At 53.9% G+C, this 24,201-nt stretch carries 7 protein-coding genes; 6 read left to right on the top strand and 1 reads right to left on the bottom strand.

Translation table 11 applies throughout. The features are described from left to right. The first annotated feature begins 3 nt into the window (after positions 1-3). Both SH302x_RS15590 and SH302x_RS15585 read left to right on the top strand, forming a co-directional pair. On the top strand, positions 4-573 hold the full coding sequence (locus SH302x_RS15590; protein ID WP_479363320.1) for an RNA polymerase sigma factor: 570 nt from the start codon (positions 4-6) through the stop codon (positions 571-573). After that, a complete protein-coding gene (locus tag SH302x_RS15585; protein WP_479363319.1) occupies positions 570-3,182 on the top strand; it encodes a serine/threonine-protein kinase in 2,613 nt (870 codons plus the stop codon). Before SH302x_RS15590 ends, SH302x_RS15585 begins: the two co-directional genes overlap by 4 nt. 61 nt (positions 3,183-3,243) lie before the next feature. On the opposite strand, the gene SH302x_RS15580 is transcribed toward SH302x_RS15585, so the two are convergent. Then, a complete protein-coding gene (locus SH302x_RS15580; RefSeq protein WP_479363318.1) occupies positions 3,244-3,909 on the bottom strand; it encodes a hypothetical protein in 666 nt (221 codons plus the stop codon). 879 nt (positions 3,910-4,788) lie between these two features. On the opposite strand from SH302x_RS15580, the gene SH302x_RS15575 reads away from it, so the two are divergent. From SH302x_RS15575 to SH302x_RS15560, 4 genes are all read left to right on the top strand, one after another. Beyond that, a complete protein-coding gene (locus tag SH302x_RS15575) occupies positions 4,789-12,588 on the top strand; it encodes a type I polyketide synthase (RefSeq protein ID WP_479363317.1) in 7,800 nt (2,599 codons plus the stop codon). Between the two features lie 153 nt (positions 12,589-12,741). Then, positions 12,742-15,189 (top strand): type I polyketide synthase, encoded by a 2,448-nt coding sequence (locus SH302x_RS15570; RefSeq protein ID WP_479363316.1) that lies wholly within the window; start codon positions 12,742-12,744, stop codon positions 15,187-15,189. Further along, positions 15,182-22,570: a non-ribosomal peptide synthetase gene (locus SH302x_RS15565; RefSeq protein WP_479363315.1), complete on the top strand. Its 7,389-nt coding sequence runs from the start codon at positions 15,182-15,184 to the stop codon at positions 22,568-22,570. Before SH302x_RS15570 ends, SH302x_RS15565 begins: the two co-directional genes overlap by 8 nt. Then, entirely contained in the window at positions 22,567-24,201 is a 1,635-nt protein-coding gene (locus tag SH302x_RS15560) for a cyclic peptide export ABC transporter (protein WP_479363314.1), read from the top strand. The genes SH302x_RS15565 and SH302x_RS15560 overlap by 4 nt, the downstream gene beginning before the upstream one ends.

Here is a 24,201-nt window from a genome sequence, read left to right as displayed (position 1 = left end):
TGCATGTCTCCTGAATCTGTTACCCATGCGATCTGGCGGCGAGCCAAAGCGGGCGACCAAGCTGCATTCGATGAACTTTTTTCGATTCACACCGAACGCTTGTTGGTATTCATCAGTGCGCGATTGGGCGAGCGGCTTCGGGCACGCGTCGAACCACAGGACATATTGCAGGATGCGTATACAGCGGCGATACAGAGCTTTGCGAGATTCGAGTACTCGGATGACGGTGCCTTTTTAAGATGGATGTGCTGCATCGTCGACCATCGACTGCGCGACACGAACGATTACTTTACTGCGGCCAAGCGTCAAGTGAATGAACTGCCACAATCAGCGTTGACGGGGCCTGTCACCGCACTGGCCCGTGCTGAAAATCGCGAGCGTTTGCAAGGGGCGCTTGCACAACTTTCCGATGAACATCGCGAGGTCATCTTGCTAAGGTACTTTCAGGGACTTTCGACCGATCAGGCGGGAGAACGGATGCAGCGTTCATCGGGTGCCATCCGCAACTTGTTATCGCGCGCGCTGATTGAACTGGGAAAACAATTGAAGTCTGGAGAGGAGTCGTTCTCGTGACAATCAACGAAGATACGCTAGATCAACTTCTGGAACGACACTTGGCTGGCGAATCAGTCGCTGTGCCAGAATCGCTGACGGAGGTGTTCAACCAAGCCGCAATGGGTGACGCTGCCCTGCGTGAGTTCCTTGACGGAGTCGCGCACACGGGCCAGAGTGCGCTGGAACATCGCAGTCCGCCGCAACTGTCCAGCGACTACCACATCGAACGAGAGTTGGGGCACGGGGGAATGGGAGTGGTGTACTTGGCACGTCAACAATCCTTGAATCGCGAAGTGGCGATCAAGGTATTGCGTCCAAGTCATAAGACGTTTCACAATCTTGTCGATCGCTTCTTGCATGAAGCGCGTCATTTAGCGAAACTCCGCCATCCACATATCGTCGCAATACATGAGATCGGAGACGCAGCGGGCGAGCCATACTTCACGATGGACTATGTCGATGGCGAATCGCTGACACAGACGCTCAAAGGTGGTCCGCTTGCGCCGTCCCAGACGATCGAGTTGCTGAAGCAGATCGCTTCGGCGGTCCAGCATGCTCATAAACATGGAATTGTACATCGCGATTTGAAGCCAGCGAACATTCTGCTGAACCAAGCTGGCGAAGCATTTGTCACCGACTTCGGCCTCGCGCGACAGATGCATCAGGACTCCACGCTCACTCAGACAGGAGAAGTCGTTGGCACGCCGCAGTACATGGCGCCTGAGCAGGCGCGCGGCGAAGTAGGGCTGGTGGGAGAATCGACCGACATTCACGCGCTTGGACTGCTGCTGTACGAGATGCTTACAGGGCGTCCGGCCTTTCAAGCGCGTTCGCCTGCCGATGTACTGGTCAAGCTGCTGCATCACGAGCCCGAGGCACCGCGGCGAATCGATCATCGTATCCCGCGTGATCTGGAAACAATTTGTTTGACTTGTCTGCAAAAGAGTCCTTCAGCTCGATATGCAAACGTCGGGGCTTTGTTGGAAGACCTACGACGTTACGAAGCAGGCAAACCGTTAAAAGCGCGACGCCCCAGTCGGTTGGCGATGGCCTTCCGCTGGAGTCGACGTCACTGGAAGCTGGCACTTACTGCTATCCTGGCAGCAACCCTCGCTTTAATGCTCGCCTCGCAGTGGTTCGATCGTTCCTATCGGGAACTAGTTGCGTGGGGCGATGAAGAGTTGGCCACTGGTAACACGAGTGTTGCGACGCATATTTATGCGCGAGCGTGGGCGAAAGGGACTGAGCCAGAACGGCGGTTGTTGATCGAGCGCATTGTGCAAACTTGTCGACTAAGTGACAATCCAAACGAAGCCTTAAAACTGGCGCTCAACGTTGTCGAGCTGGATGCGGGCATTTCATTCGGCAAGCTTGACTACCTAATCGCGCAGAAGCTGGTCGCGCGAGAAAGAGCGAATGATCCCACTGGATCAATTGACATTTGGCGACGTCGCTCCAGTGACTCACTGGAGTTAGTACGGCGTCGGCTTGAACTCGCAATCGAGCACGGTGTGCCCGAAGCGATGCGACTGGAAACCGAAGAAACATTGGCTGCCGTAAAACTTGTATTGAAGGATGGACAGCCCGATGTTCGATACGCGCCTGATTTCTTGTATGAGTTGCCAACGGGCACTATCGAAGAGCTACAGTCCTTGATGGACAACGACAATCAGTCGTTGTGGAACCGTGGCAAGGCGGCAATTGCGCTGGGCAGAAAACGAGAAGCGAAATGGCAGACCGAACAAGCTCTCGCGGCCTATGAGCAGGCCATGTTCATGTTGAGGCGCGTCTATCCTTATTACAGCGGTGTATCTTCTCGATTGGGGCTAGTGCAGCCTAGCGGCAGTAGCAAAGACGGGGAAGAATGTCAGTTGGTCGCTGCGTTGCAAGCCGATCTTACGCGGCTCGCAAAGGATAAGTACCCTCAGCCAGCAGGTGGAATTGAACTCTCGCTGGAAGGGGTGCCGCTGCCGCCGGATGTCACGCTAGGTATTCGTTTGGAGCTACGCGACCCCGCAGTTGCTGATCCGGACCAGCACTTGCCGCACCGCCTTCCGCGGTTGGCTAGGTTGGATTCCGAAGGTCGTGCGTTCGTGGGCGTTTTAGATGGGCGTTATCGCCTTCACTTCGGCGGACAGGAAGCCCGCTGGGACTCCCGTAGCGAAAGGTTTATGCGACTGTTGCAGTTCGATACCGACCACTGGCCTGCGGAAGTGACGATTCGCGGGAACAGGCTCCAGCTTCCTCCGGCTATCTTGCGCCTGGCCGACGAAGTTCAACTGCTTTCTCCGACACAAGGCGAAACGCTTCGGTTAGACGACGCGACCTTTCGTTGGCAGCAAGTGCCGCAGGCAGCGTATCACAGGGTCAGCTTCTTCTATACGACTGAATCGCCAAGTCCAGTGAGCACCTTCTTTGCCTTCATACGCACCGATGCCAATCAACTTGAACTTAGCCAACTAACGGGAGCGGATCGCAAGTTGATCTGCGAGAACTATCTTGTAGGTCGTTCAGGCGGTTGGTCGGTTGCAAGTTACGATGCAGAGCACCGGCGAGTAGGAGTTACGCTGGAGGAAGGACGATTCTTGGTAGCGGAGGAGTTGTCGACCACAGCTCAGAGCCCTTAGTAGGAATCGTATGCCGGATGCAGTCATAGCTGCTTTTGTGCGATACCGATGCTGACGCATATTAATTGTGGGCTGCAAACGCGCTGTCGCTTTTGCTCTTGCTGATTCGAATCAGCATTACAAGCCGAGCTTCATTGCCATCGCTTAGGCTAGTTGTAAAGAAGTGTTGCCCCAGGGCTCGCGGCGGTTGAGTGCAACTGAGTACAAGGAGTTGGCCATCGCGGAGCTCTCGCGATATCTTCAGGTCGTTCCAATGTTGCATGTCGCGTTTGGTTTCGCGTCGCATGGCAAAATCTTCGCCGACGATCTTGTTCTTGTACTTGCCGTGCTCGATGGCAGGTTGGACGTGCAAGGCCACTGTACCATTGCTGGTTTGTTCGCCGCGTAACTTAAGCAGCAAGGTGGGGTCTTCATACGTTCGCCCGCCCCCCCCGTTGGTGTTGTGCATGATCACCAACTGTCCGGAGCGCATCGGTTTAACCACGATGTCTTTTTCACTGCCACTGCGAAAGAAGAACACTTGCGAGAAGGACTGGACGTCGGCGTTCATGCCCAGATTCTCTAATGGATCGCTTTCCATTCGTTGTTCTGAACGATTGATCCAACGTTGCATTTCCGCAGGTGTCTCCCCAAGGATCACTCCACAGCGAATGCCGTTGGTTTCAAGCTTTTGTCGGAGCGCGAAATCAAGCGACACTTCGTCCAGTTTTGGCCATAGAGCGTCCAAGGTTGCGTTGTCTTCTGGATCTAGGCGAAGAAAAACCGTTTGTACCGAAAGGTGGCCAGCGGGGACAGGGACGCTGTGTTCTGAGTCCGGCGTCGTCGGCTTGAGGGCGGAAACATTGGCGTACCATCGCGCGCAACCGGTGGCACTCAGCAGCGCCAGGCAGAGGGCGGCGCAGAGCGTCGAGGCGCGGCGGATGGTTGTTTCGCAAGCGAAAATGGGACTGGCCTTGTTCAATAAGCAAATAAAGGGAACTGCTTGCCGAGCGTGTGGAAAGTCGCAGCTTTTGTCTTAAGTTACTTGTTCTGGTCGTATGCTTACAAAAAAACGACGGGGCAAGTCAATTCGCGTTGGACCTGAAAATCGTAAGTCCTTGCTTGGCGAGAGGCATGAATTAATCCACTGTAGTGGGATTCGCCAGAATTCCATTTGTACACAGGGAGTTCTGGCGAATTCCATTACGTCTGGTACGTTATCAACTGTACAGATCGGCTGAGTGCGAAAAAGGCGTGTTTTTCTTGAGCCCAAGTGTCCCCGGGGGATTTGTCCTTTCTCGCTCCTTCGGTTACGCGTCGAAGTACGATTTGCTGCGCATTGTCGGGGTTCGATTAATAGCAAGTGTCCACAATTAGCGAAAATTGGAAACGTTCGAGCGTATCGAATACCTGCAAAGTTCCGCCCAAACTGCCAGATTGGTGCAATTTCATGGCAAAGCGTTCGCAGATTTGGGTTGATAAAATGGGCGCACTAGGCAAAATAACTGTGCGTCTAGGCCTTGTGCCTTGTGATCGCCGCACGAGCTGACTGCTATGCCCTTCCTGGTTGACGCTCGAATTGATTGAATGTTCAACCTTTGCTTCACTACAAGAATTGCTCTCTACTGTGTCGTCAGATCCTAAGACATTTGCCGAATTGCTTGGCAAGTTGGAATCGGCTGTTGAGAAAACTGCGTTTCGCTTCATCGATCAGAACGGTGAAGTGCTGGATAGCGTTAACTACTCGGAGCTTTTAAGCCGAGCGACAGCGGTAGCGGATAATCTTCGCCAGCGATCGCTGGTTGGCCAACGTGTGCTGCTCATTTATCCACCTGGGCTGGAATTCATCTCGGCCTTTTTGGGCTGCATCCTTTCTGGGACGGTCGCGGTTCCCGTCAGTCCGCCTCGTCGTAACCGCGTGCGTGGCTTTTTGGTGTCCATCAGCGAAGATTGTCGGCCTGCGGCGGTTCTAACCACCTCTGGCGATAATAAAGAGCTCTGGCAAGCGGACTATGAGAAGTCGCGGCAATCCGAAGGCGGGTTGCATGAGATCCCGCATTGGCTGGAAACCGATCGCTTTGAAGTTGCTGCCGATTATCGCGGACGTTTCGAGTCGATCTTAAGTGCGGCGGCGATCGCACCAGAAAGTTTGGCGTTCATTCAGTACACTTCGGGCTCGACCTCAAAGCCGCGTGGCGTGATGGTCAGCCATCGGAACTTGATCGCCAACAGTCGCATCATCAAGGATGCGTTTGGACATGACCAAGCGGATCAAGGCGTCTGCTGGTTGCCCAGCTATCATGACATGGGCTTGATTGGCGGCGTGTTGCAATCGATCTTTGCGCGAGGTACGAGCACGATTTTGGCTCCGGCGACCTTCTTGCAGCAACCGCTGCGCTGGCTGCGGACAATCAGCGATTGTCGAGCGACGGTCAGCGGCGGTCCTGATTTTGCCTACGACTTGTGCGCTCGCAAAGCGACGCCTGAAGCGTGCGTGGGATTGGATCTGAGTTGTTGGAAGCTGGCGTTTAGTGGCGCGGAGATGGTGCGAGCCGAAACGCTGGATCGCTTTGCTGCCGCATTCGAGCCCTACGGCTTCAATCCCGCAGCGTTTTATCCTTGCTATGGATTGGCCGAAGCAACATTGCTGGTCAGTGGTCGATCCAGTGCAGGCTTACCAGCCCGCTGCACGATTGATACGCGCGCTTTGGCAAAGAACCAAGCGGTCCGAGTCGACAATTCCGCTCATACGAAAACCCTTGTCAGCTCTGGTCATCAACGACCTGAGCAACGGTTTATCATCGTGAATCCAGAAACACTGGAACCCTGTGCCGATGGTATTGTCGGCGAAGTGTGGGTCCAAGGTGCGAGCGTCTCTGAAGGCTACTATCAACAACCTGAAGTTTCCGAAGCGATTTTTCGCGCTCATACCCAAGACGGCGATGGGCCGTTTTTGCGCACCGGCGATTTAGCCTTTATTGACCAAGGCGATCTGTACATCACCGGTCGGATCAAGGACCTGATTTTGATCCGCGGACGGAACTTGTATCCATACGACGTAGAGCAAACTGCAACGAACTGCGACGAGCACTTTCGCGTGGGATTCTGCGCGGCGTTTACCGTCGAAGCGGACAACCAAGAGCAACTGGTAATTGTGCAAGAGATCGAACCCCGCGTGCGTTCGTTCGATCACGAAGCGGCGATCTTGAATATTCGCCAACGGGTGGCTGCCGAGCATGAAGTGGCGGTTTACGCTGTGGTGCTTGTGCGAGCGGGCGATATTCCGCAAACATCATCCGGTAAGACACAGCGGTTCGCTTGTCGTCAAAAATTCCTGGCCGAAGATTGGAAACCGATTGCCCAGTGGCGGTTCGATCCCAGCGAAATCGCTCCTGCTGCTTCGGAGGTGGCCGACGAAGCGACCTTGCCCGCTGCTGTGGCCGATTCTGTACCAGCCAATATCTCATCTAGCGACAACGTGATTGTGAAGCGACCTGCGCTGGAGATCCAAGAATGGCTGCTCCAACGGATCGCTCAACGGTTGATGTTGCCCAGCTATCGAATCCAAGCGGACTCACCGTTCATCGACCTGGGACTAACGTCGCTGGATGCAGTGGAACTGACCAACGATATGTCGCAATGGTTGGGCTACGAATTGTCCCCTACGGCTATCTATCAGCACCCGACTATCGCTGATTTGGCAATTCATATTGCCGCTGCTACAGTTCGAAAATTGGATAAGGCTGAAGCTGCGTTAGATGTCGACGCGGTTGATGCGGTCCCTGCAGATCGTGGCGATCAGGCGAACGGCCAAGCGGGCTGGTCGCCAGAACAAACCGCTGCACCGGAGCAAGATTCCACCAAGATTGATCGCGAGCACGAGCCGATTGCGATTGTTGGTGTTGGCTGCCGATTCCCTGGCGGCGTGGATAGCCCCGAGAGCTTTTGGAAGTTGTTGGTGGATGGCGTCGATGCGATTGGACCGGTTCCTGAAGATCGCTGGAATAACGCCGAGTACTATGACGAAGACTTCTCGGTACCAGGCAAACTTGGCACCCTTGAAGCAGGCTACATCGAAAGATTCTCGGAGTTTGCTCCGGAATTCTTTGGTATTTCGCCTCGCGAAGCAATCCGTATGGACCCTCAGCAACGGATGTTGCTGGAAGTGACTTGGGAAGCTCTTGAACGAGCGGGCATTCCGCCCACGGCCTTGACGGGTACGCGGACTGGAGTTTATGTCGGCGCGATTTACAACGATTATTTCTTGAGGCAGCTTGGCACGTTCGAAGATATGGATGTCTTCACGGGAACTGGCAACAGTCTGGCTATCGCAAGCAATCGATTGTCATATTTGCTGGGTGTAAACGGACCGAGCATGTCGATCGACACGGCTTGTTCGTCCTCGCTGGTGACAACCCATTTGGCTTGCCACAGCCTGCGTCGCGGCGAAACAAATATGAACATCGTCGCAGGGATCAATTTGATCTTGGGCCCTGAAGTGACCATGGTGCTTACCAAGGCGCAGATGATTGCTCCGGATGGGCGTTGCAAAGCGTTCGATGCATCGGCAGATGGATATGGTCGCGCCGAAGGGTGCGGTGTTATTGTGTTAAAGCGTTTGTCTGATGCGATGGCCGACGGTGACCGCGTTTATGGTGTCATCGCCGGGTCGTCGATCACGCACGTGGGACGCAGCAATGGGCTATCGGCTCCTAATGGGCCTTCGCAAGAAATGGCAATGCTCGACGCGCTATCCGACGCACAGCTTACGCCGGACCAGGTTCAATACGTGGAAGCCCACGGCACCGGTACGCGATTAGGTGATCCTATCGAGTTTGAAGCGATCCGAAATGTGTATTGCAATGACGATGACCCAGTCCGAACCTTATATTTGGGGTCGGTGAAAACCAATATCGGTCACACAGAAAGCAGCGCGGGCCTAGCAGGCTTAATTAAAGCGATGTTGATGTTGGAACACCAGCAGATTCCGCCGCATATCCATTTCAAGAATCCGAACCCGATTTTGCGGATCGAAGAAAGCAACATCGAGATTCCAACAGAGAATTTTAAGACTCAGTTGAATTATGCGGGCGTCAGTTCATTCGGCTTTGGTGGTACCAATACGCATGTGATTTTGCAGCGACCACCGCAGGTTGCGACTGATTTAAGGCCTCTGCCTCGGGCCGCTCAATTGGTGACGCTTTCAGCGCGCAGTTCGACCGCCTTGGAGGCCAAAGCGCACGACTTGTTGGCGTTCATAAGCGATCATGATGCCGACGATGCAATACACTTGCGCGAGGTCGCTTATACGTTGAACCATGGTCGAGACGCGTACGAGCATCGATTGGCTTTCAAAGCGGATAATCTCACGGATTTACAAACGCAACTGAAACAATACGTAACCGGTCAAGCGAGTTCGACGACGCAGACCGGTGATTGTTCCGACGGCGACACGTTGAAGATTGCTTTCCTGTACACCGGCCAAGGCTCCCAGTATGCGGGCATGGGCAAAGTGTTGTATGAAACGGAGCCGGTGTTCCAAGCGGCGATTGACCAATGCGCTGATGTCCTTCAACGCTTGGGCGCACAAGCCAATGGCCACGGGGCACTCGCCGACAGTATCTTTACCATTCCGCTGACCGAAGTGCTCTTTGGTTCGGCAAGCGATCGCATTGATGAGACGGGTTTCACTCAGCCCGCCTTGTTTGCCTTCCAATATGCATTAACGAAATTGTGGGCAGCTTGGGGCGTCAAGCCAGCCGCCGTTATGGGGCACAGCGTCGGAGAGTTCGCTGCCGCAGTCACCGCTGGCGTGCTATCGCTGGAAGATGGGCTGCGTTTGATTGCCAAGCGTGCATCGCTGATGCAGTCGCTGCCACGTGGCGGAAAGATGGCCGCAATCCTATGCGACGAAGCGACCGTGCGCAGTAAACTCGTTCCCTTCGGCGATCGAGTGTCCATCGCGGCTTTTAATGGCCCGACGAACATTGTGATTTCTGGTCCGAATGAAGATGTGGACGCGATATTGCAAGATTGTATGGCCAGCGGCCAACGTTGCGTTGAACTTTCGACCTCGCATGCGTTCCATTCGGCCATGATGGAACCGATCTTGGCGAATCTGGATGCGGTTGCGGGACAATGTACCTTCCATCCGCCGACGATGCCGATCGCATCAAACTTGACTGGCTATCTGGCAGATAGTTTGACGTTCGCCGAGCCGAATTACTGGTCGCAGCATGCCCGCGGGTCGGTCCAATTCCAATCGAACTTCAACGAGATCAGCCAACAAGGCTGCAATGTCTTTATCGAGATCGGCCCGCAACCGGTTCTGATCGGCATGGCCAGCCGTATCCATCGCGAGCCTGGCAGTGTGCATTGGGTCGCTTCGGTGCGTCCAGATCAGGACGACGAGAGTTCTATGCTGCTCGCGGCTGGCAAACTGTTTACCATTGGCGTCGAACTGGACTTCCGCACGCGTGGCAAAGCCCAAGGTGCAGGGATCATCCCTCTGCCAACTTATCCCTTTGAACGGCGTAAGTATTTTGGCGGAGTAACGCTGCTGGATCGACTGCGCGACGGTACGCCGAAACTGGAGCAGACGGACCGGCACCCTTTGATTGGTAAGGAATTGTCGTTACCGATTGAGCAAACGATTTTTGAACATCAACTTGTCCCACGCCAACTGCCAAACGTGTACCAAGTCGAACATGACGGCGTAAGCTTTTTGGCTCCGATCGTGGGCTTGCAAGCCATACTGGCTGCCGCACGTAAACAGGCAACCGTTGCGAATGCACCAGTCGTGCAGTTCCATAGCGTCCAAATTGCGTTGCCTGTTCTGTTGGACGAGTCTGGTTTGAATGTTCAAACGGTTCTAAGTCCTGCTGGCGACCAAGCTTTGAATGCGAAGTTCTTGCGAGCCATTGGCCACGAGGGCTCGAAAGCTCGATTTGAACAAATCGCGGCGGCAAACGTTAGTTGGAAGTCGACTGCCATCAGCGATCAAACAGGCATGAAATGGGATGCAAGCGAGCTTGAAGCATCCGGTAAGCAGCTTGACAGCGATGGAGCGACAACTTGGGTGCAAAAGCTGGTTAGCAATGGTGCAACAAGCTGGCACTTGTCGATCGATATCGATGCAACTCGCGAGTTCCGATCGGCTGAAGAGCGCGAATGCTTTGTCATCCAATCCGCTTTGAACGCTGTCTTGCACGCGGTCGATACGGACCTGCCAAGACAAGCTTGGGCGCTGCAGCAGATCGAATTGCTGGAGCTTGACGCTGCAGTGGGTGAAGCTACCCATGCGATGGTCGAGTTGGCCGTTGAGAGTCAATCGACGATACAAGCGACCGTTCAATGGCGAGACGCAGAGGGCCGAGTCGTTGGCTTGATGCGCGGTGTCCATTGGGTCGCTCAGCGACGCGACTATCTGAGGAAGCTGATCAAGCCGGTGCAGACGCAGTGGTTTAAGAAAATGGAGTGGATCGCCGCTCCGCTGGACGAAAAGCAAATCGCAAGCACGCAGCAACACTTGCTTTTGATCGCGCCGACGGCCGAGGTTGGCTCGCAAATGGCCGAGGCGTTTCAATCGCAGGGGTCTCACTGCGATGTGTTGTCGGTCGATACAGACGACTTTGAGCAGCGGCTCAGCTTGGCCTTAGATGCAGCACCTGGCGTGATTGTACATGGTGGCAATTTGGCCGTGACCAGTGAGATCTCGACGGCAGCCATCGAGCGTGCTGCACAAGCTGGCTATGCATCGCTGCTGACGTTGGTGCATCAGTTGACGCAGCAGCGCAAGGGGGGACAACGACGTAACAACAGCGCGCGGTTATATGTGGTCACGACCAACGCTCAACTGCTGCCAAATGGTCTGACAGGGGATTTGACGCATGTCGCGCAAAGCCTTTGCGTTGGACTGGGCCGCGTGTTGACGAGCGAGCATCCGGAATTGCAACCGACACTGGTCGACTTCGATGCGACGTTGAGCCAGTCGAACTTCGAGCCGTTGTGCCAAGAAGTCTTTGCTAATTCGGATGAAGACCAAATCGCATGGCGTAATGGCCAACGCTACGTAGTTCGCTTGCGAGCGGCGGAGTTTGAACATGCTGAACTTGAATCGGATACCAAAGCGCTGGCTGGCACAGCGTTGATCACCGGGGGCTTGGGAGGCTTAGGGCTTGAGCTAGCGCAATCGCTGGCGATTCAAGGCCAACGTGCGATGATGCTTGTAAGCCGATCGCAGCCCAGTGAGAATGCATTAGCGACGATCGATGCGTTGCGTCAAATGGGTGTTGAAGTCCAGACGTATGCGGCTGATATCTCGCAACAATCGCAAGTTACACAATTGCTGGCCCACATCGATGCGGCGATGCCGCAACTGACCAGCGTTTATCATTTGGCAGGTGTGCTGGATGATGGATTGATCCGCGAGCAAACTTTACCTCGATTGCACAAGGTACTGCGAGCGAAGGTCGACGGTGCGATTCACTTGCACGAAGCGACGTTGAATCGATCGTTAGAAGTTTTCGCGTTGTTCTCATCCGCTGCGGCGGTGGCGGGTTCACCGGGGCAAGCGAACTATGCGGCCGCGAATGCGGTGCTAGATGCTTTGGCTTTTGCGCGACGACAGATGGGCTTGCCTGCGGTAAGTATCAATTGGGGCAGTTGGTCCGACGTGGGCATGGCCGCTAGCTTACAAGCAGCCGATCATCAACGCTGGGCCGCTGCGGGCGTCGGTTGGATCGATGTCGAGCGAGGTATGTGGGCTTTGGAGTCGATTCTTTCTAGCAGTAATGGTCACCGCGATGCCGCAAACATGGACACGGTCCAATGTGCGGTGATGCCGATGGACTGGTCCAAGTTTTGTTCGCGATTGGCGGCCGATCGCACGCCGTCTTGGTTGCGGGATATTGCTGTTGAGTTTGCTGGTCAGGCCAGTATGGTCGAGTCGCAGAAGGGTGAACTGCTTGAGAAGCTCAGCAATCTGCCAGTCGAGCAGCAGTTTGATGCGGTGCTTCATCACTTCACGCAGCTCGCAGCTCGCACGTTGGCTTGGAAAGCTGACGAGCCACCGAACACCAACCGTGCCCTCAATGAGCTTGGATTCGATTCGCTCACGGGCGTCGAATTCTGTAATTCAGTTGGCAAGTCGATTGGCAGCAAGCTAAGTCCGACAGTTTTGTTTGACTATCCGACCATCCGCACACTGGCAGAATACGTGGCCTTTGACGTACTGAAAATCGAGCATACTTCCGCCAATGACCCGGCGATGTCAGCCGCAACGCTGCCGCCGAACGTTGCAGCGACGGAGAAAGTCGACTTGGAGAGTACGATCGATGCAGATGTGATTCATGAAGTAGAATCGATGTCCGAGGACGATTTAGAAGCCTTGATCAACGCCCAGCTTGCAGCCTTGGACGGGGCGTAGATGCGTAAATTACGATGGCACGTTTTGATTTTTCGGCCTTGTGGACTACCTTAGAGGTTCCATAATCGTCCATCGTCGGATGGACCCGCAGTCGAATCCTTTAGGATTTCGTCACAAAACGCAACGATTCTCCCTGATTCAAGTCCCACCGTCATGTCCGACCTTTCGGCTCGCCTCGACAAATTAACCCCACTGCAGCGAGCAGCTTATGCGCTGAAAGAAACGCAGCTTCGTCTTCAGCGGCTGCAACAGCAGCAACATGAACCAATCGCGATCATTGGTTTATCGTGTCGATTTCCGGGTTCTGCGAATTCACCCAGCCAGTATTGGGACATGCTGCAATCGGCGCAGAACGCGGTAACCGAAGTTCCAGCCGAGCGATGGGATGCGGACGCGTACTACGATCCCGATCCATCCGCGGCCGGAAAAATGGTAACCAAGTGGGGTGGCTTTATTGACCACGCGGCTTGGTTTGACAATCACTTTTTTGGCATGTCGGATCGTGAAGCGATTGTCACTGACCCTCAACAACGCATCTTGTTGGAGTTGGTATGGGAAGCGCTGGAGGATGCTGGTATTCCGCCAACAAAGCTGCGGTCAACAAAAACCGGCGTCTTTGTGGGCGTCAGCATGAACGAGTATCTTTCAAAGGTAATGCATTTCGCTAAAGACGGTTCGGCCTATGCAAGTATCGGTAACTCATCTGCCGCGGTTGCGAATCGATTGTCCTACGCATTTGATCTGCAAGGGCCGAGCATGGCGATCGATACCGCATGTTCTTCGGCTCTGGTCGCGTTGCATCATGCTTGCCAAAGCTTGCGGACAGGCGATTCCAATGTAGCGATTACGGCCGCATCGAACTTGATGGTTAATCCGCTAACGACTATTAACCTGACGAAGTCGGGTGTATGTTCGCCGGATGGCAAGATACATGCCTTCGATGCCGACGCCAATGGATTTGTACGCGCCGATGGAGCGGGAGTATTGGTCCTTAAGCGGATGTCGGATGCGATTGCCGACCGCGACTCTATTTACGCTTGTATCCTCGGCAGTGCCATCAACCACAATGGAGGTGCCAATGGGCTATCGGCTCCACGTCGTGAAACACAAGAAGCTGTCATGCGATCTGCTTGCGAGTCTAGTCGGATCGAACCGCAAGCTGTCTCCTATGTGGAAGCCCATGCGACAGGCACTCCAATCGGTGATGCTATTGAGCTAGCGGCCTTGCAGAATGTCTACGGCCAATTGCATACTAACGAGCACCCGCTGCACATCGGTTCTGTCAAAACAAATATGGGGCACTGCGAAGCGGCTAGTGGTGTCGCAGGCTTGTTAAAAGTAATTTTGGCGATGCAACACCAACAATTGCCTGCTACGTTGCATTTCAAGCAACCTCATCGCGATTCCGTCTTGGCCGATTCGCCCATGCGCGTGGTAACGCAGACTCAAGCTTGGTCGACTGATGCTGCTCCGCTAACAGCCGGCGTGAGTGCGTTTGGATTTGGTGGTGCCAACGCGCATGTAATTTTGCAGCAATATACCACTTCGCCAAGCGACGCGGCTAGCACGGAAGCAGAGAACGCAAGTAACGTGGCTTCACCGGAGCTTGTATTTACCCTGTCTGCTCGGACCGAGTCGGCTTTACGACAAATCGCTCAACGAACCGCAGCATATTTGAATGGAACGTCGGCTAGCTGGTATGACCTCTGCTGGACCGCAGCCTTCAAGCGTGAACATCTTGATTGCCGATTAGCGCTTGTCTCAAGTTCTGCAGCGGAAGCGGCCGAATGCTTGCTCGCGTTCGTGAATGGTTCCAGTTGCGATAAGATCTACGTTGGACGCAATGGCGCGCGGGCTAGTGTTACTAACCCCACAAGACTTGCTGCCAATGGCGCGTCGCCAAGTGCTATGCATGATGCGGCGGCGCGATTTGCCAATGGCAATGCGGTTGATTGGAGCTTGAATCTTGCGACACCAGGCAAGTTCGTTCGATTACCCAATTACGCTTGGCAGCGCAAGCGATTCTGGATCGACTCGTCACCGGAGAACGATGCGATACTGAATCGACTTGCAAATGGAGCATCATCGACCGCAATGCCGATTGTGCCGCAACGTAAACAGCGGCCTGAGTTGAATGTCGAATATCTAGAACCAAGCGATGCGCTGGAACGATGGCTGGTTGATCAATGGTGCGTCGCTTTGCAACTGGACAAAGTGGGGACGCTGGACAACTTTTTTGAGTTGGGCGGGGATTCGTTACAAGCGGCTGGGATGCTGAATCGGCTCCAGCGACAATGTGGAGAAACGATTCCCGTGATGGCTTTGTTTGACGCGCAAACCGTAGCGACGTTAGCAGCCTACTTGCGAAAAAGTCATGCCGCAGGTGTTGAAAAGCTGCTCAGCAGTGTCCAACTAACACAACCGTCGAACTCCGTCGCTCATTCATCCGTGGCAGCGGAAGCCAACAACGCTGGCTTGACTGGTTCACGTTTGGATCTGCGTGCGAAACGAGCGGTCAAGGAACTGGACGATGCGGCGGTCGAAGAGCTGTTGCGCAGGAAATTGAAGTCGCAAACGGCGACGCGAGAGACTGATGGCTAGCGAGATTGACCTGTCGAACCTTTCCGCAGATGACCGTCGTCGTTTGCTGGAAGAGTTGCTGAATGAACAAGACTTGGCTGAACTGCGCGACTTTGCACCTTCGTATGCGCAAGAACGACTTTGGCTACTGGACCAACTGACGCCAGGCAATCCTGTCTACAACATCTGCGCTGGCATGCGGTTAACTGGTGCGTTGCGAACGGACATCATTGCGCCGTCGTTGAACTTGTTGATTCAGCGCCATGAATCGTTGCGAACTATCTTCGTCGTTCAAGATGGACGACCCATGCAACGCATTGAAGAGCCGTGGGAGATTCAGATTCCGTTACTGGATTTGTCAGGTCGTCCAGCAGCCGATCAAGATAAGCAACTGCTGCAGATCGCGCAAGAGTTCGCACTCAAGCCCTTTGATATTGCCACCGGTCCATTATTGCGAGTGCATTTGGTCCGATTGTCAGAGACCCAGCACGTGGCGTTGTTCGCTATGCATCATGCGGTTTCAGATGGTTGGTCGCTTGCGATTCTAATTCAAGAGTTCGTTCAAGTTTACTCCGCGCTATGTCAAGATCGAGCACCAGCTTTAGCGTCACCAGATTATCAGTATGCCGACTATTCCATTTGGCAACATGAGCATGTTCAGGATGGCGCGGACCTTGAGCAATTGGAGTACTGGAAGCAACAATTGGCCGATGTACCGCCTTTGGATCTGCCAAGGGATTTTCCTCGAGAGCACGGGCAGTCTCGACAAGGGGCGACACTCCTTCATCGATTGTCCGCTGGACAATGGGCATCTCTCAAGGAGCTGTGCAGTCGCCATGGGGCGACGCCATTCATGGGGTTGTTGGCCACGCTGCAAGTGTTGTTGTCGCGTTGGAGTGGTCAAGACGACGTGGTTGTGGGGACTCCGATCGCCGGTCGCCCCCGGCAGGAATTTGAAGGGCTCATCGGTTGCTTTCTGAATACATTATGCTTGCGAGCCAATGTCGATGAATCAAAGACTGTCGAGCAATTTCTCTATGACACCCGCCGTACTGCCATCGACGCTTATAAGCATCAGAGTATCCCTTTCGAACGCGTGCTCAGTGAACTGCAAATTGCACGTGACACGCATCAGACGGCAGTCTTTAGCGTAATGCTGAACTTGATGAGCTACCAAGCACCTGCGGTCAGTCTGCCTGGTGTGGTCGCTCAGCGATTTGAGTTGCCTGAAGCGCTTGCCAAGTTTGACATTACCTTGTACGCCGAGCCGATGGGGGATGAGCTTGAACTGCGGTTGGTATACAACGCCGGCTTGTTTCAATCGGCTCGTATGGAATTGTTCCTGCGTCAGTTTGTTCGCTTACTTGAGCAGTTTGTAGCGAGTCCTTCAGCCGCCTTACAACAGCTAACGTTACAGTTGCCCTTTGCTGAAGATGTGGTCAGCGATCCAACCCAGGAATTGACGCGTCCCACTTTTCCGACTGTAGCCGAATCGTTTCGAGCGATCGCCCAGAGGAATCCCAACGCAATCGCGGTGAGGCACCGTGAGCAATCGATGACATATGGCGAGTTGCAATCGCGAGCAGAATCGCTTAGCAAATTGATCCGACAATCGATCGGCGATCAACGAGCGGATGTGGGCAAAGATGAAAGCCCGTATGAGCAAGCTGTCGTGGCTGTCGCGTTTGAAAAATCGATCGAGTTGGTGGTAGCCATGTTGGCTGTCCAGTTGGCGGATCAAGTGTTGTTGTGTATCGATCCCAGCTTTCCGGTGGAACGCCAGCAGCAGTTGCTCGCCATTTCACAAGCTAGGATTCTGATCGACCATACTGGCTTTCAGTCCTACTCGAGCGGAATGCCGCAGGCTGTTCGCTGTTCCGAATTTGCCCAATCCCATGTTGTGACGCAAGACGACCGCTCTGTTACAAACGACGCCGCGGCTTACATCTTTTTTACTTCCGGATCGACGGGCGTTCCCAAAGGGGTGGTCGGCAGTCAACAAGGGCTAGCTCATTTTTTGCAATGGCAGCGCACTCAATTCAATGTCAACGAGCACGACCGTGTCGCTCAACTGACCGCCGTCTCATTTGATGTGGTCCTGCGCGATATCTTTTTGCCCCTCACCTCCGGTGCAACGCTTTGTATTCCTGATTCGTCCGACGCGATCTTGAGCGGCAGCATCTTGCGCTGGTTGCAGAACGAGCAGATAACGTTGCTGCACAGCGTCCCTAGCTTGCTTCGACATTGGCTATCAAGCGAAACAGAGACCGACGTATCGAGTTTGCGTTTGCTGTTTAGTGCTGGCGAGCCGCTGTTGGACAATTTGTGCCATCGGCTGCATCGGCGATTTCCCAACGCCACGTTGGTGAATTTATACGGTCCCACGGAAACCACTTTAGCGAAGTTTTGGAAGGTCATCGACGAAGTACGCGAGGGCATTCAACTGGTTGGCAAACCGTTGCCGCAAACGCAAGTGATCATTATGAGCGGGCAGCGACAGTGTGGAACGGGCGAGCTAGGCGAGATTGTGATTCGCACTCCCTTTCGCAGCCTAGGTTATCTAGCTCAGGATGCCCAACAAGCGTTCGTCACAAATCCTTGGACCGCAGCTCCCGACGATATCCTGTATCGAACAGGAGATCGCGGACGTATTACGCCGCATGGTGAGCTTGAGATCTTGGGACGCCAAGATGACCAAGTGAAAATTCGCGGGGTCCGCGTGGAGCCATCGGAAGTGGCGGGCGTCTTGCAGCAGCATCCCAATGTCAAAGCGTGTGCGGTGCTCGCCAAGCAAGCTGAATCCGGCGACAAACAACTGATCGCTTATCTCGTGCCCTCAGTTCCTTTCGATGACGAGCAATTGATCACGAGCGTGTCGGATTACGTGTCTCTGAAGCTTCCCATGGCGCTGAATCCGTCGGGCTATGTCCTGTTGGATGAATTGCCGATGTTGCCCAACGGTAAACTGGATCGTAAGAGATTGCCCAATCCGCAACACGCTGCGGCACAAGCGAAGCGAGCTTTTGAAGCTCCCTGCAACGAGCTAGAAAAAAAGCTGGCAGCGATATGGAGCGAAGTGCTGGGCACGCCAACGATTGGCCGCCAGGATAATTTCTTTGCAATAGGCGGTCACTCATTGCTGGCCGCTCAAGTGCTCGCCCGGATTGAACACCAGTTGCAAGTCAGCTTGCCGCTTCGAGTCCTGTTTGAGCGGCCAACCATAGCTGCCTTGGCGGTTGCCGTGATTGAGCAATTGGCAAACGTTTCTGGCCAGTCGCAATTGCCAGCCATCGGAGTTCGCGCAGATCGCTTGGATAATCCATTGTCGCTGTCGCAGGAGGCGTTGTGGTTCCTTGATCGTGTGAATCCGAGCTCGGGGGCATATACTACGTATCCGATGTTGCGAGCGATCGGCGATCTGGATATTGAACTGCTTCAACAGGCGTTGGAGATCGTGGTGGATCGGCATGAGGTACTGCGAACCACGTTTCCTGAAGTGGACGGTCAGCCAGTACAAATGGTTGCACCGAAGCTAAACGCCAACATTGAAGTTACCGATTTCCAGCAGCTTGCAATCTCGGAACGCAAACAGGCTCTGGATCAATGGCTCAGAAGGCAATTGATGCACGGCATCGATCTGCAAAAGGGCCCAATTGTTCGTATGCATGTTGCTAAGCTTGCGGGCGATGAGCATGTGATTGTGGTCGCTTGGCATCACATTATTCACGACGGGTGGTCTTTAGGTGTTCTGGCCAAAGAGATCTTGGCGGCATATCGCGCGGTTTCTACAGGCAGTCCACTCGAGTTGCCGCCGCTTGCTATCCAGTATGTCGACTGGGCTGTTTGGCAGCGAAATTTGCTGTCTGGTGCGAACTTGGAAAGGTTGCAAGCTTATTGGGCTGGGCATCTCCAGGGTGTTCCGCCGTTGGATCTTGTGACCGATTATCCACGTCCGAAGATTCGGACTACGCAAGGAGATTGGCGGCCCATCGAATTAGATGAGACGCTATCGGGTGCCATCGATGCGGTCGCTCAAAAGTTAAGCTTGACGCCGTTCATGGTGTTCTTTACTGCCTACTACTTAACGCTTGCACGTTTCAGCAATCAGAATGATTTTGCAATCGGCTCGCCCGTTGCCAATCGACGCAAGCGAGAGTCGGAAGACTTGATTGGGTACTTCATCAACATGCTCGTGCTGCGACCCGAGTTGAGCGACACGACAACCTTTTTGGATGCCGCGGAACGTGTGAAGTCCATGGTGCTCGATGCGTTTGAGCATCAGGATTTAACCTTGGACCATGTCGTCAGCGCCGTGAATCCTCCGCGAGATACCAGTCGCCATCCGCTTTTTCAAGCGATGTTTGTGCTGCACAACAACGCGCCGCTTCCGACCGGTGGGCTTGGTTTGCGTTTTGAGCCGGTCGACAATCCACCGGTGCAGTCTTCGTACTTTGAATTGAATCTAGTGTTGCAACAAACGGACGGTCGTTATGCAGGTCGCTTGGTTTACAATTCCGATCTTTTTAAGCCGCAGACGATCGAGCGAATGCTAACGGCGATGCAAGTCTTGCTGCGCGCATTCGTGGCAACTCCTAAGCAGGATTGGCGAGCGGTCTCGCTGCTGGGTGCTGACCAGACGCGGGTGATTGAAAGTTTTGTTCGACCAGATGCGGAGCCAATCACGCTGGATGATTGCGACGACACCTTGCATGCTCGATTTGCCGCGCAGGCCAAACGCACGCCAGACAAGCTCGCGCTGGTTGACGGAAAGCGGGGGCTGACGTATCGCGAACTGGATGATTATGCGGATCGTTTCGCCGCGCGTTTACAGGAACTTGGTGTGCAACCGCAGGAGCTGATTGCGATCCATTTACCCCGCTCTGCAAGCGCATTAGTCGCGATGTTCGGTATCTTAAAGGCGAACTGCGCGTACTTGCCGCTGGACGAGAAATCCCCCCGGGTGCGGAACGAAGCCACTTTGGAGGACAGCCGCGTTCGCTTCTTAGTTTGCGATCCGAATCAATCGCATTTTCAGATCGATGGTCTGACCTTCATCGACGGTGTGGATCTGTGTGGGACGGACGCTGATGTTGTCAGATCAAGTTATGTAGCCGAGACTATTGCGCCCGCAGTCGCAGCTTCAGCCAGCAACGCATATGTGATCTACACCTCGGGGTCGACGGGCAAGCCGAAGGGGGTTGTGATTTCACATCAAGCCGCTCTCGCCTATACCATTGCCGCCACGCAAGCTTACGGCGTAACAGCGTCGGATCGTGTGCTACAGTTCTCTTCGTTGAGTTTTGATGCGCATGTGGAAGAAGTATTCGTCACGCTATTGTGTGGTGCGACCTTGGTCCTACGCAGCGAGTCGATGCTTGATTCGGTCGATCGCTTCCTCAAGGAATGCGATCAACAAGAAATAAGCGTGTTGAGTATGTCGACTGGCTTCTGGCATGAGATTGCCTTGGAGACATCGGAAACGCAAGCAACACTTCCGGCGGGTCTGCGGACCATTGTCTTTGGTGGAGAGGCGGTGTCGCTGGAGCGAGCTAGAGCATGGTTTAGCACGCATGGTGAAAAGGTTCGGTTGATCAATAGTTACGGTCCCACGGAGACAACGGTGGTGGCGACCGCAACTGAGGTTACCCCCGATGATTGCAAAGCGGATCGATTGACGATTGGGCGACCGCTAGCCAATACAGCCGCGTATGTTTTAGATAGTCAGCGATTACCGGTTCCAGTTGGCGTTCGCGGCGAGCTGTATCTGGGCGGGCTGAGTGTCGCTGAAGGTTACTTAGGCAAGCCGGAACTTACTGCCGAACGTTTTGTCCGCGATCCGTTTGCTGGCGATATCTATGGCGTGCGTCCTTTCGCCAAAATGTATCGTACAGGAGACATCGTATCTTGGCGCGAGGATGGCCGTTTAGATTTTTATGGACGCAGCGACCATCAGCTTAAGATCCGTGGCTTCCGCGTTGAAATTGCAGAGATCGAGAATGCGATTCGAGAGCATCCGTTAGTACGTGAAACGGTCGTCATTGCCGATTCGTCGCGAGTGGATGAGATCACATTGGTCGCGTATTTGGTTACCGATGGTCCCGATGTACTGAACGTCATTACGCTGCGGCAGTTTCTGGCGACCAAATTGCCCGAGCACATGTTGCCGGCGCAGGTCTGTGTTCTGGAAGAGATGCCGTTGACGGCTAGCGGCAAGATCGACCGCAAAGCGCTGCCTAAGGTGGCGTGGGAAGAGGCTGCGACGTCCGAGTTTGTTGCACCAACCGGCACGATTGAACCGCAGGTGGCGGGTATTTTCTCAGAGGTTTTACTGCGTGGACCAGTCGGGGCGACGGATGACTTCTTCACGCTGGGTGGGAACTCCCTGCTGGCCCTGCGTTTGGTGTCAAAAATTCGGAAGACATTTGCGGTGGAATTGCCGATGGTCGAGCTTTTTAAATCGCCAACGGTCGCGGCGGTAGCTAAATTTGTGGAATTGAACTCGCATGCGTTGTTGCTAACATCGCAGGAAGAACAAGTTCTATCCCTAGCTAGTTATCATTCGGAGACGCTGGACACCATGATCACCGGAACGCAAGCAGAATCGAATTTGGTTGTATTGAAGGAATCTTCCGTTGGCGATCCAATTTTCTGTGTACATGGTTTAGGTGGCCACGTTGTGAACTTTGTGCCACTGGCACGCGAGCTCATTACGGATCGACCCATGATCGGCTTGCAAGGGACCGGCGTGGATGGGCGTCGTTTGCCGCACAACAGCATTTTGGAAATGGCAAGCCTTTACGCTCAGCAGATTATGCAACGGCAGCCCGAAGGAAATATTCAATTGATCGGCTGGTCGATGGGCGGGTTGATCTCGATGGAGATTATACGCATTTTGAAATCGAATGATCGTCAGGTTTGCGTCCCCATCTTCTTGGACACGCATCTATCGCTGAAGGACCCTTCACTCGAAGAGATCACGGAAGAATCGATACTCAAGCAGATCGCGCCGCGAGTCGGCTTATCGTTAAAGAACCTGCGCAAGCTGACGCTAGAACAACAGTGGGAGCAAGTGCTGGTAGCCTCGCAGCAATTGACCGGCGATGCCGACAGCAGTTCTTCGGCGGAAGAGATTCGGCGCTTAGCAGTGATGTGCAAAGCGCATCTCGTGGCGCTCGGTAAGTATCAGGTCCAACCGATCGAGTCTGACATTGTGATGTTGCAAGCAGCGAGGCCTTGGCGATTGACCGACGGTCGCTGGCGAAGTCTTGCAACGCGATTTGAAACGAAGACGGTGCCCGGTTCGCATTACAGCATGCTGAGCAAGCCAGATGTCGTCGAACTGGCCAAGGTGATTGAATCCTATCTCCAGCGAAATGAAGCGACTACCGGAGGTGATGGATGAAGCTATTCACTTTTCTCTTCAAGTCCTCTTCGGCGATCACATTGGTAGCCGTTGCGATATCGATCGTCGATGCTGCGGCCTCCATCGGCATGATCGCGATGATCCAGCGGATACTCACCAGCGACACGCAAGCTACCTCGCAAGAGATCTTGGCTTTCGTAGCGTTGGGAGTTGCGGTGTTGACGACAAAGATCTGTTCGCAATTGGTGTTGACCCGAGTGGCTGAAAGGTCAATCTCATCGATACTGCTATCGTTATGTGGACGCATCGCCAACGCGCCGCTTCGCGATTTGGAAAAAGTGGGCAGCCATCGAGCGCTATCGGCGATCACGGTCGACGTAGGTACGTTGGCCATGACCGTGCAAGGAATTCCGGTGCTGATCGGCAATGCATTGACATTGATTGCGGGCCTGATCTACCTGGGCTGGTTGTCCTTGCCGGTGATGATCGGCGCGATCGTGTTCATCATCTTTGGATATATCATCTACACGTGGACGGCCTCCTTTGGCACGCCGTATCTACAGATGGCGCGTGAACGACAAGACGAGCTCACCAAACATTTGCGCAGTTTGATTGATGGCGTAAAGGAATTGAAGATGCATCGTGCGCGGATGGGTGGCTTTCTCGCTGATGCAATTGCCGCTGCCAATCGCGATGTTCGCTCCAATCAAACGATTGGCTACACCATTCAGGGGGCTGCGATCAGTGGCGGTCGAATGATGTTCTTTGTTGCGATTGGTGCATTGCTATTTGCGTCGAATCGTTTTGTGCAACTGGACAAAGCGAGCTTGACTGCTTGCGCTCTGACCATTCTGTTTTTGAGCACGCCCGTTGAACGTATTATTGCGTGGTTCCCATTGCTGACACGCACCAGGATTGCGATTCGAAAAATTGAATCCTTTGGTGATTTGGCATTGGATGACCAGCCGACGGAAGTAGCTCCCGCATATGAAACATTTAATCGGTTAACCATCCACGATTTAAGTTTCCGCTACGAAGCGCCCGGTGAAGAGCGCACCTTTGCGTTTGGACCTGTGGATTTCCAGTTGTCCGCCGGGGAAGTTGTATTTCTGGTGGGCGGCAATGGTTGTGGCAAAACGACGTTTTTGAAACTCTTGACGGGTCTGTACGATCCCGATGAAGGACAAATACTGCTTGATGGCGTCGAGATCACCTGCGACAATCGAGAAAGTTATCGTCAATTGTTCGCAGTTGTTTTTGCAGAGCCGGTTTTGTTCGATACACTGCATGGTTTAGACTGGCAGAAACAAGAGAACGTCCAGCGGTTGCTGACACACTTGGAACTCGACAAAAAAGTCCAGATCCAGGATGGGAAATTGTCGACCACCGAACTGTCGAAAGGCCAACGCAAACGACTTGCCTTGCTGACGGCGTACTTGGAAGATCGACCAATTTATGTTTTCGATGAATGGGCGGCCGATCAAGATCCACTTTATAAACGCGTTTTTTATGAAGAGATTTTGCCATCCTTGCAAAAGCAGAATAAGTCCATTGTAGTCATTTCGCATGATGACCAGTATTTTGCCAAGGCAGATCGCATCATTCATTTGGCAGATGGTCAAATCGTCAACGCGGAACCGCCGTTACTTTTGGAAGGCAGCACGAGTTAG

Source organism: Njordella calcicola (genome assembly GCF_056494125.1).
The sequence above is the reverse complement of the archived record's forward strand: the minus strand, read 5'-3'. Positions and strand labels throughout refer to the sequence as shown.

Bases quoted from the DNA above. Each gene is read 5' to 3' on its own strand.
- SH302x_RS15590 (WP_479363320.1), top strand. From the start codon at position 4: ATGTCTCCTGAATCTGTTACCCATGCGATCTGGCGGCGAGCCAAAGCG.
- SH302x_RS15570 (WP_479363316.1), top strand. From the start codon at position 12,742: ATGTCCGACCTTTCGGCTCGCCTCGACAAATTAACCCCACTGCAGCGA.
- SH302x_RS15565 (WP_479363315.1), top strand. From the start codon at position 15,182: ATGGCTAGCGAGATTGACCTGTCGAACCTTTCCGCAGATGACCGTCGT.
- SH302x_RS15560 (WP_479363314.1), top strand. From the start codon at position 22,567: ATGAAGCTATTCACTTTTCTCTTCAAGTCCTCTTCGGCGATCACATTG.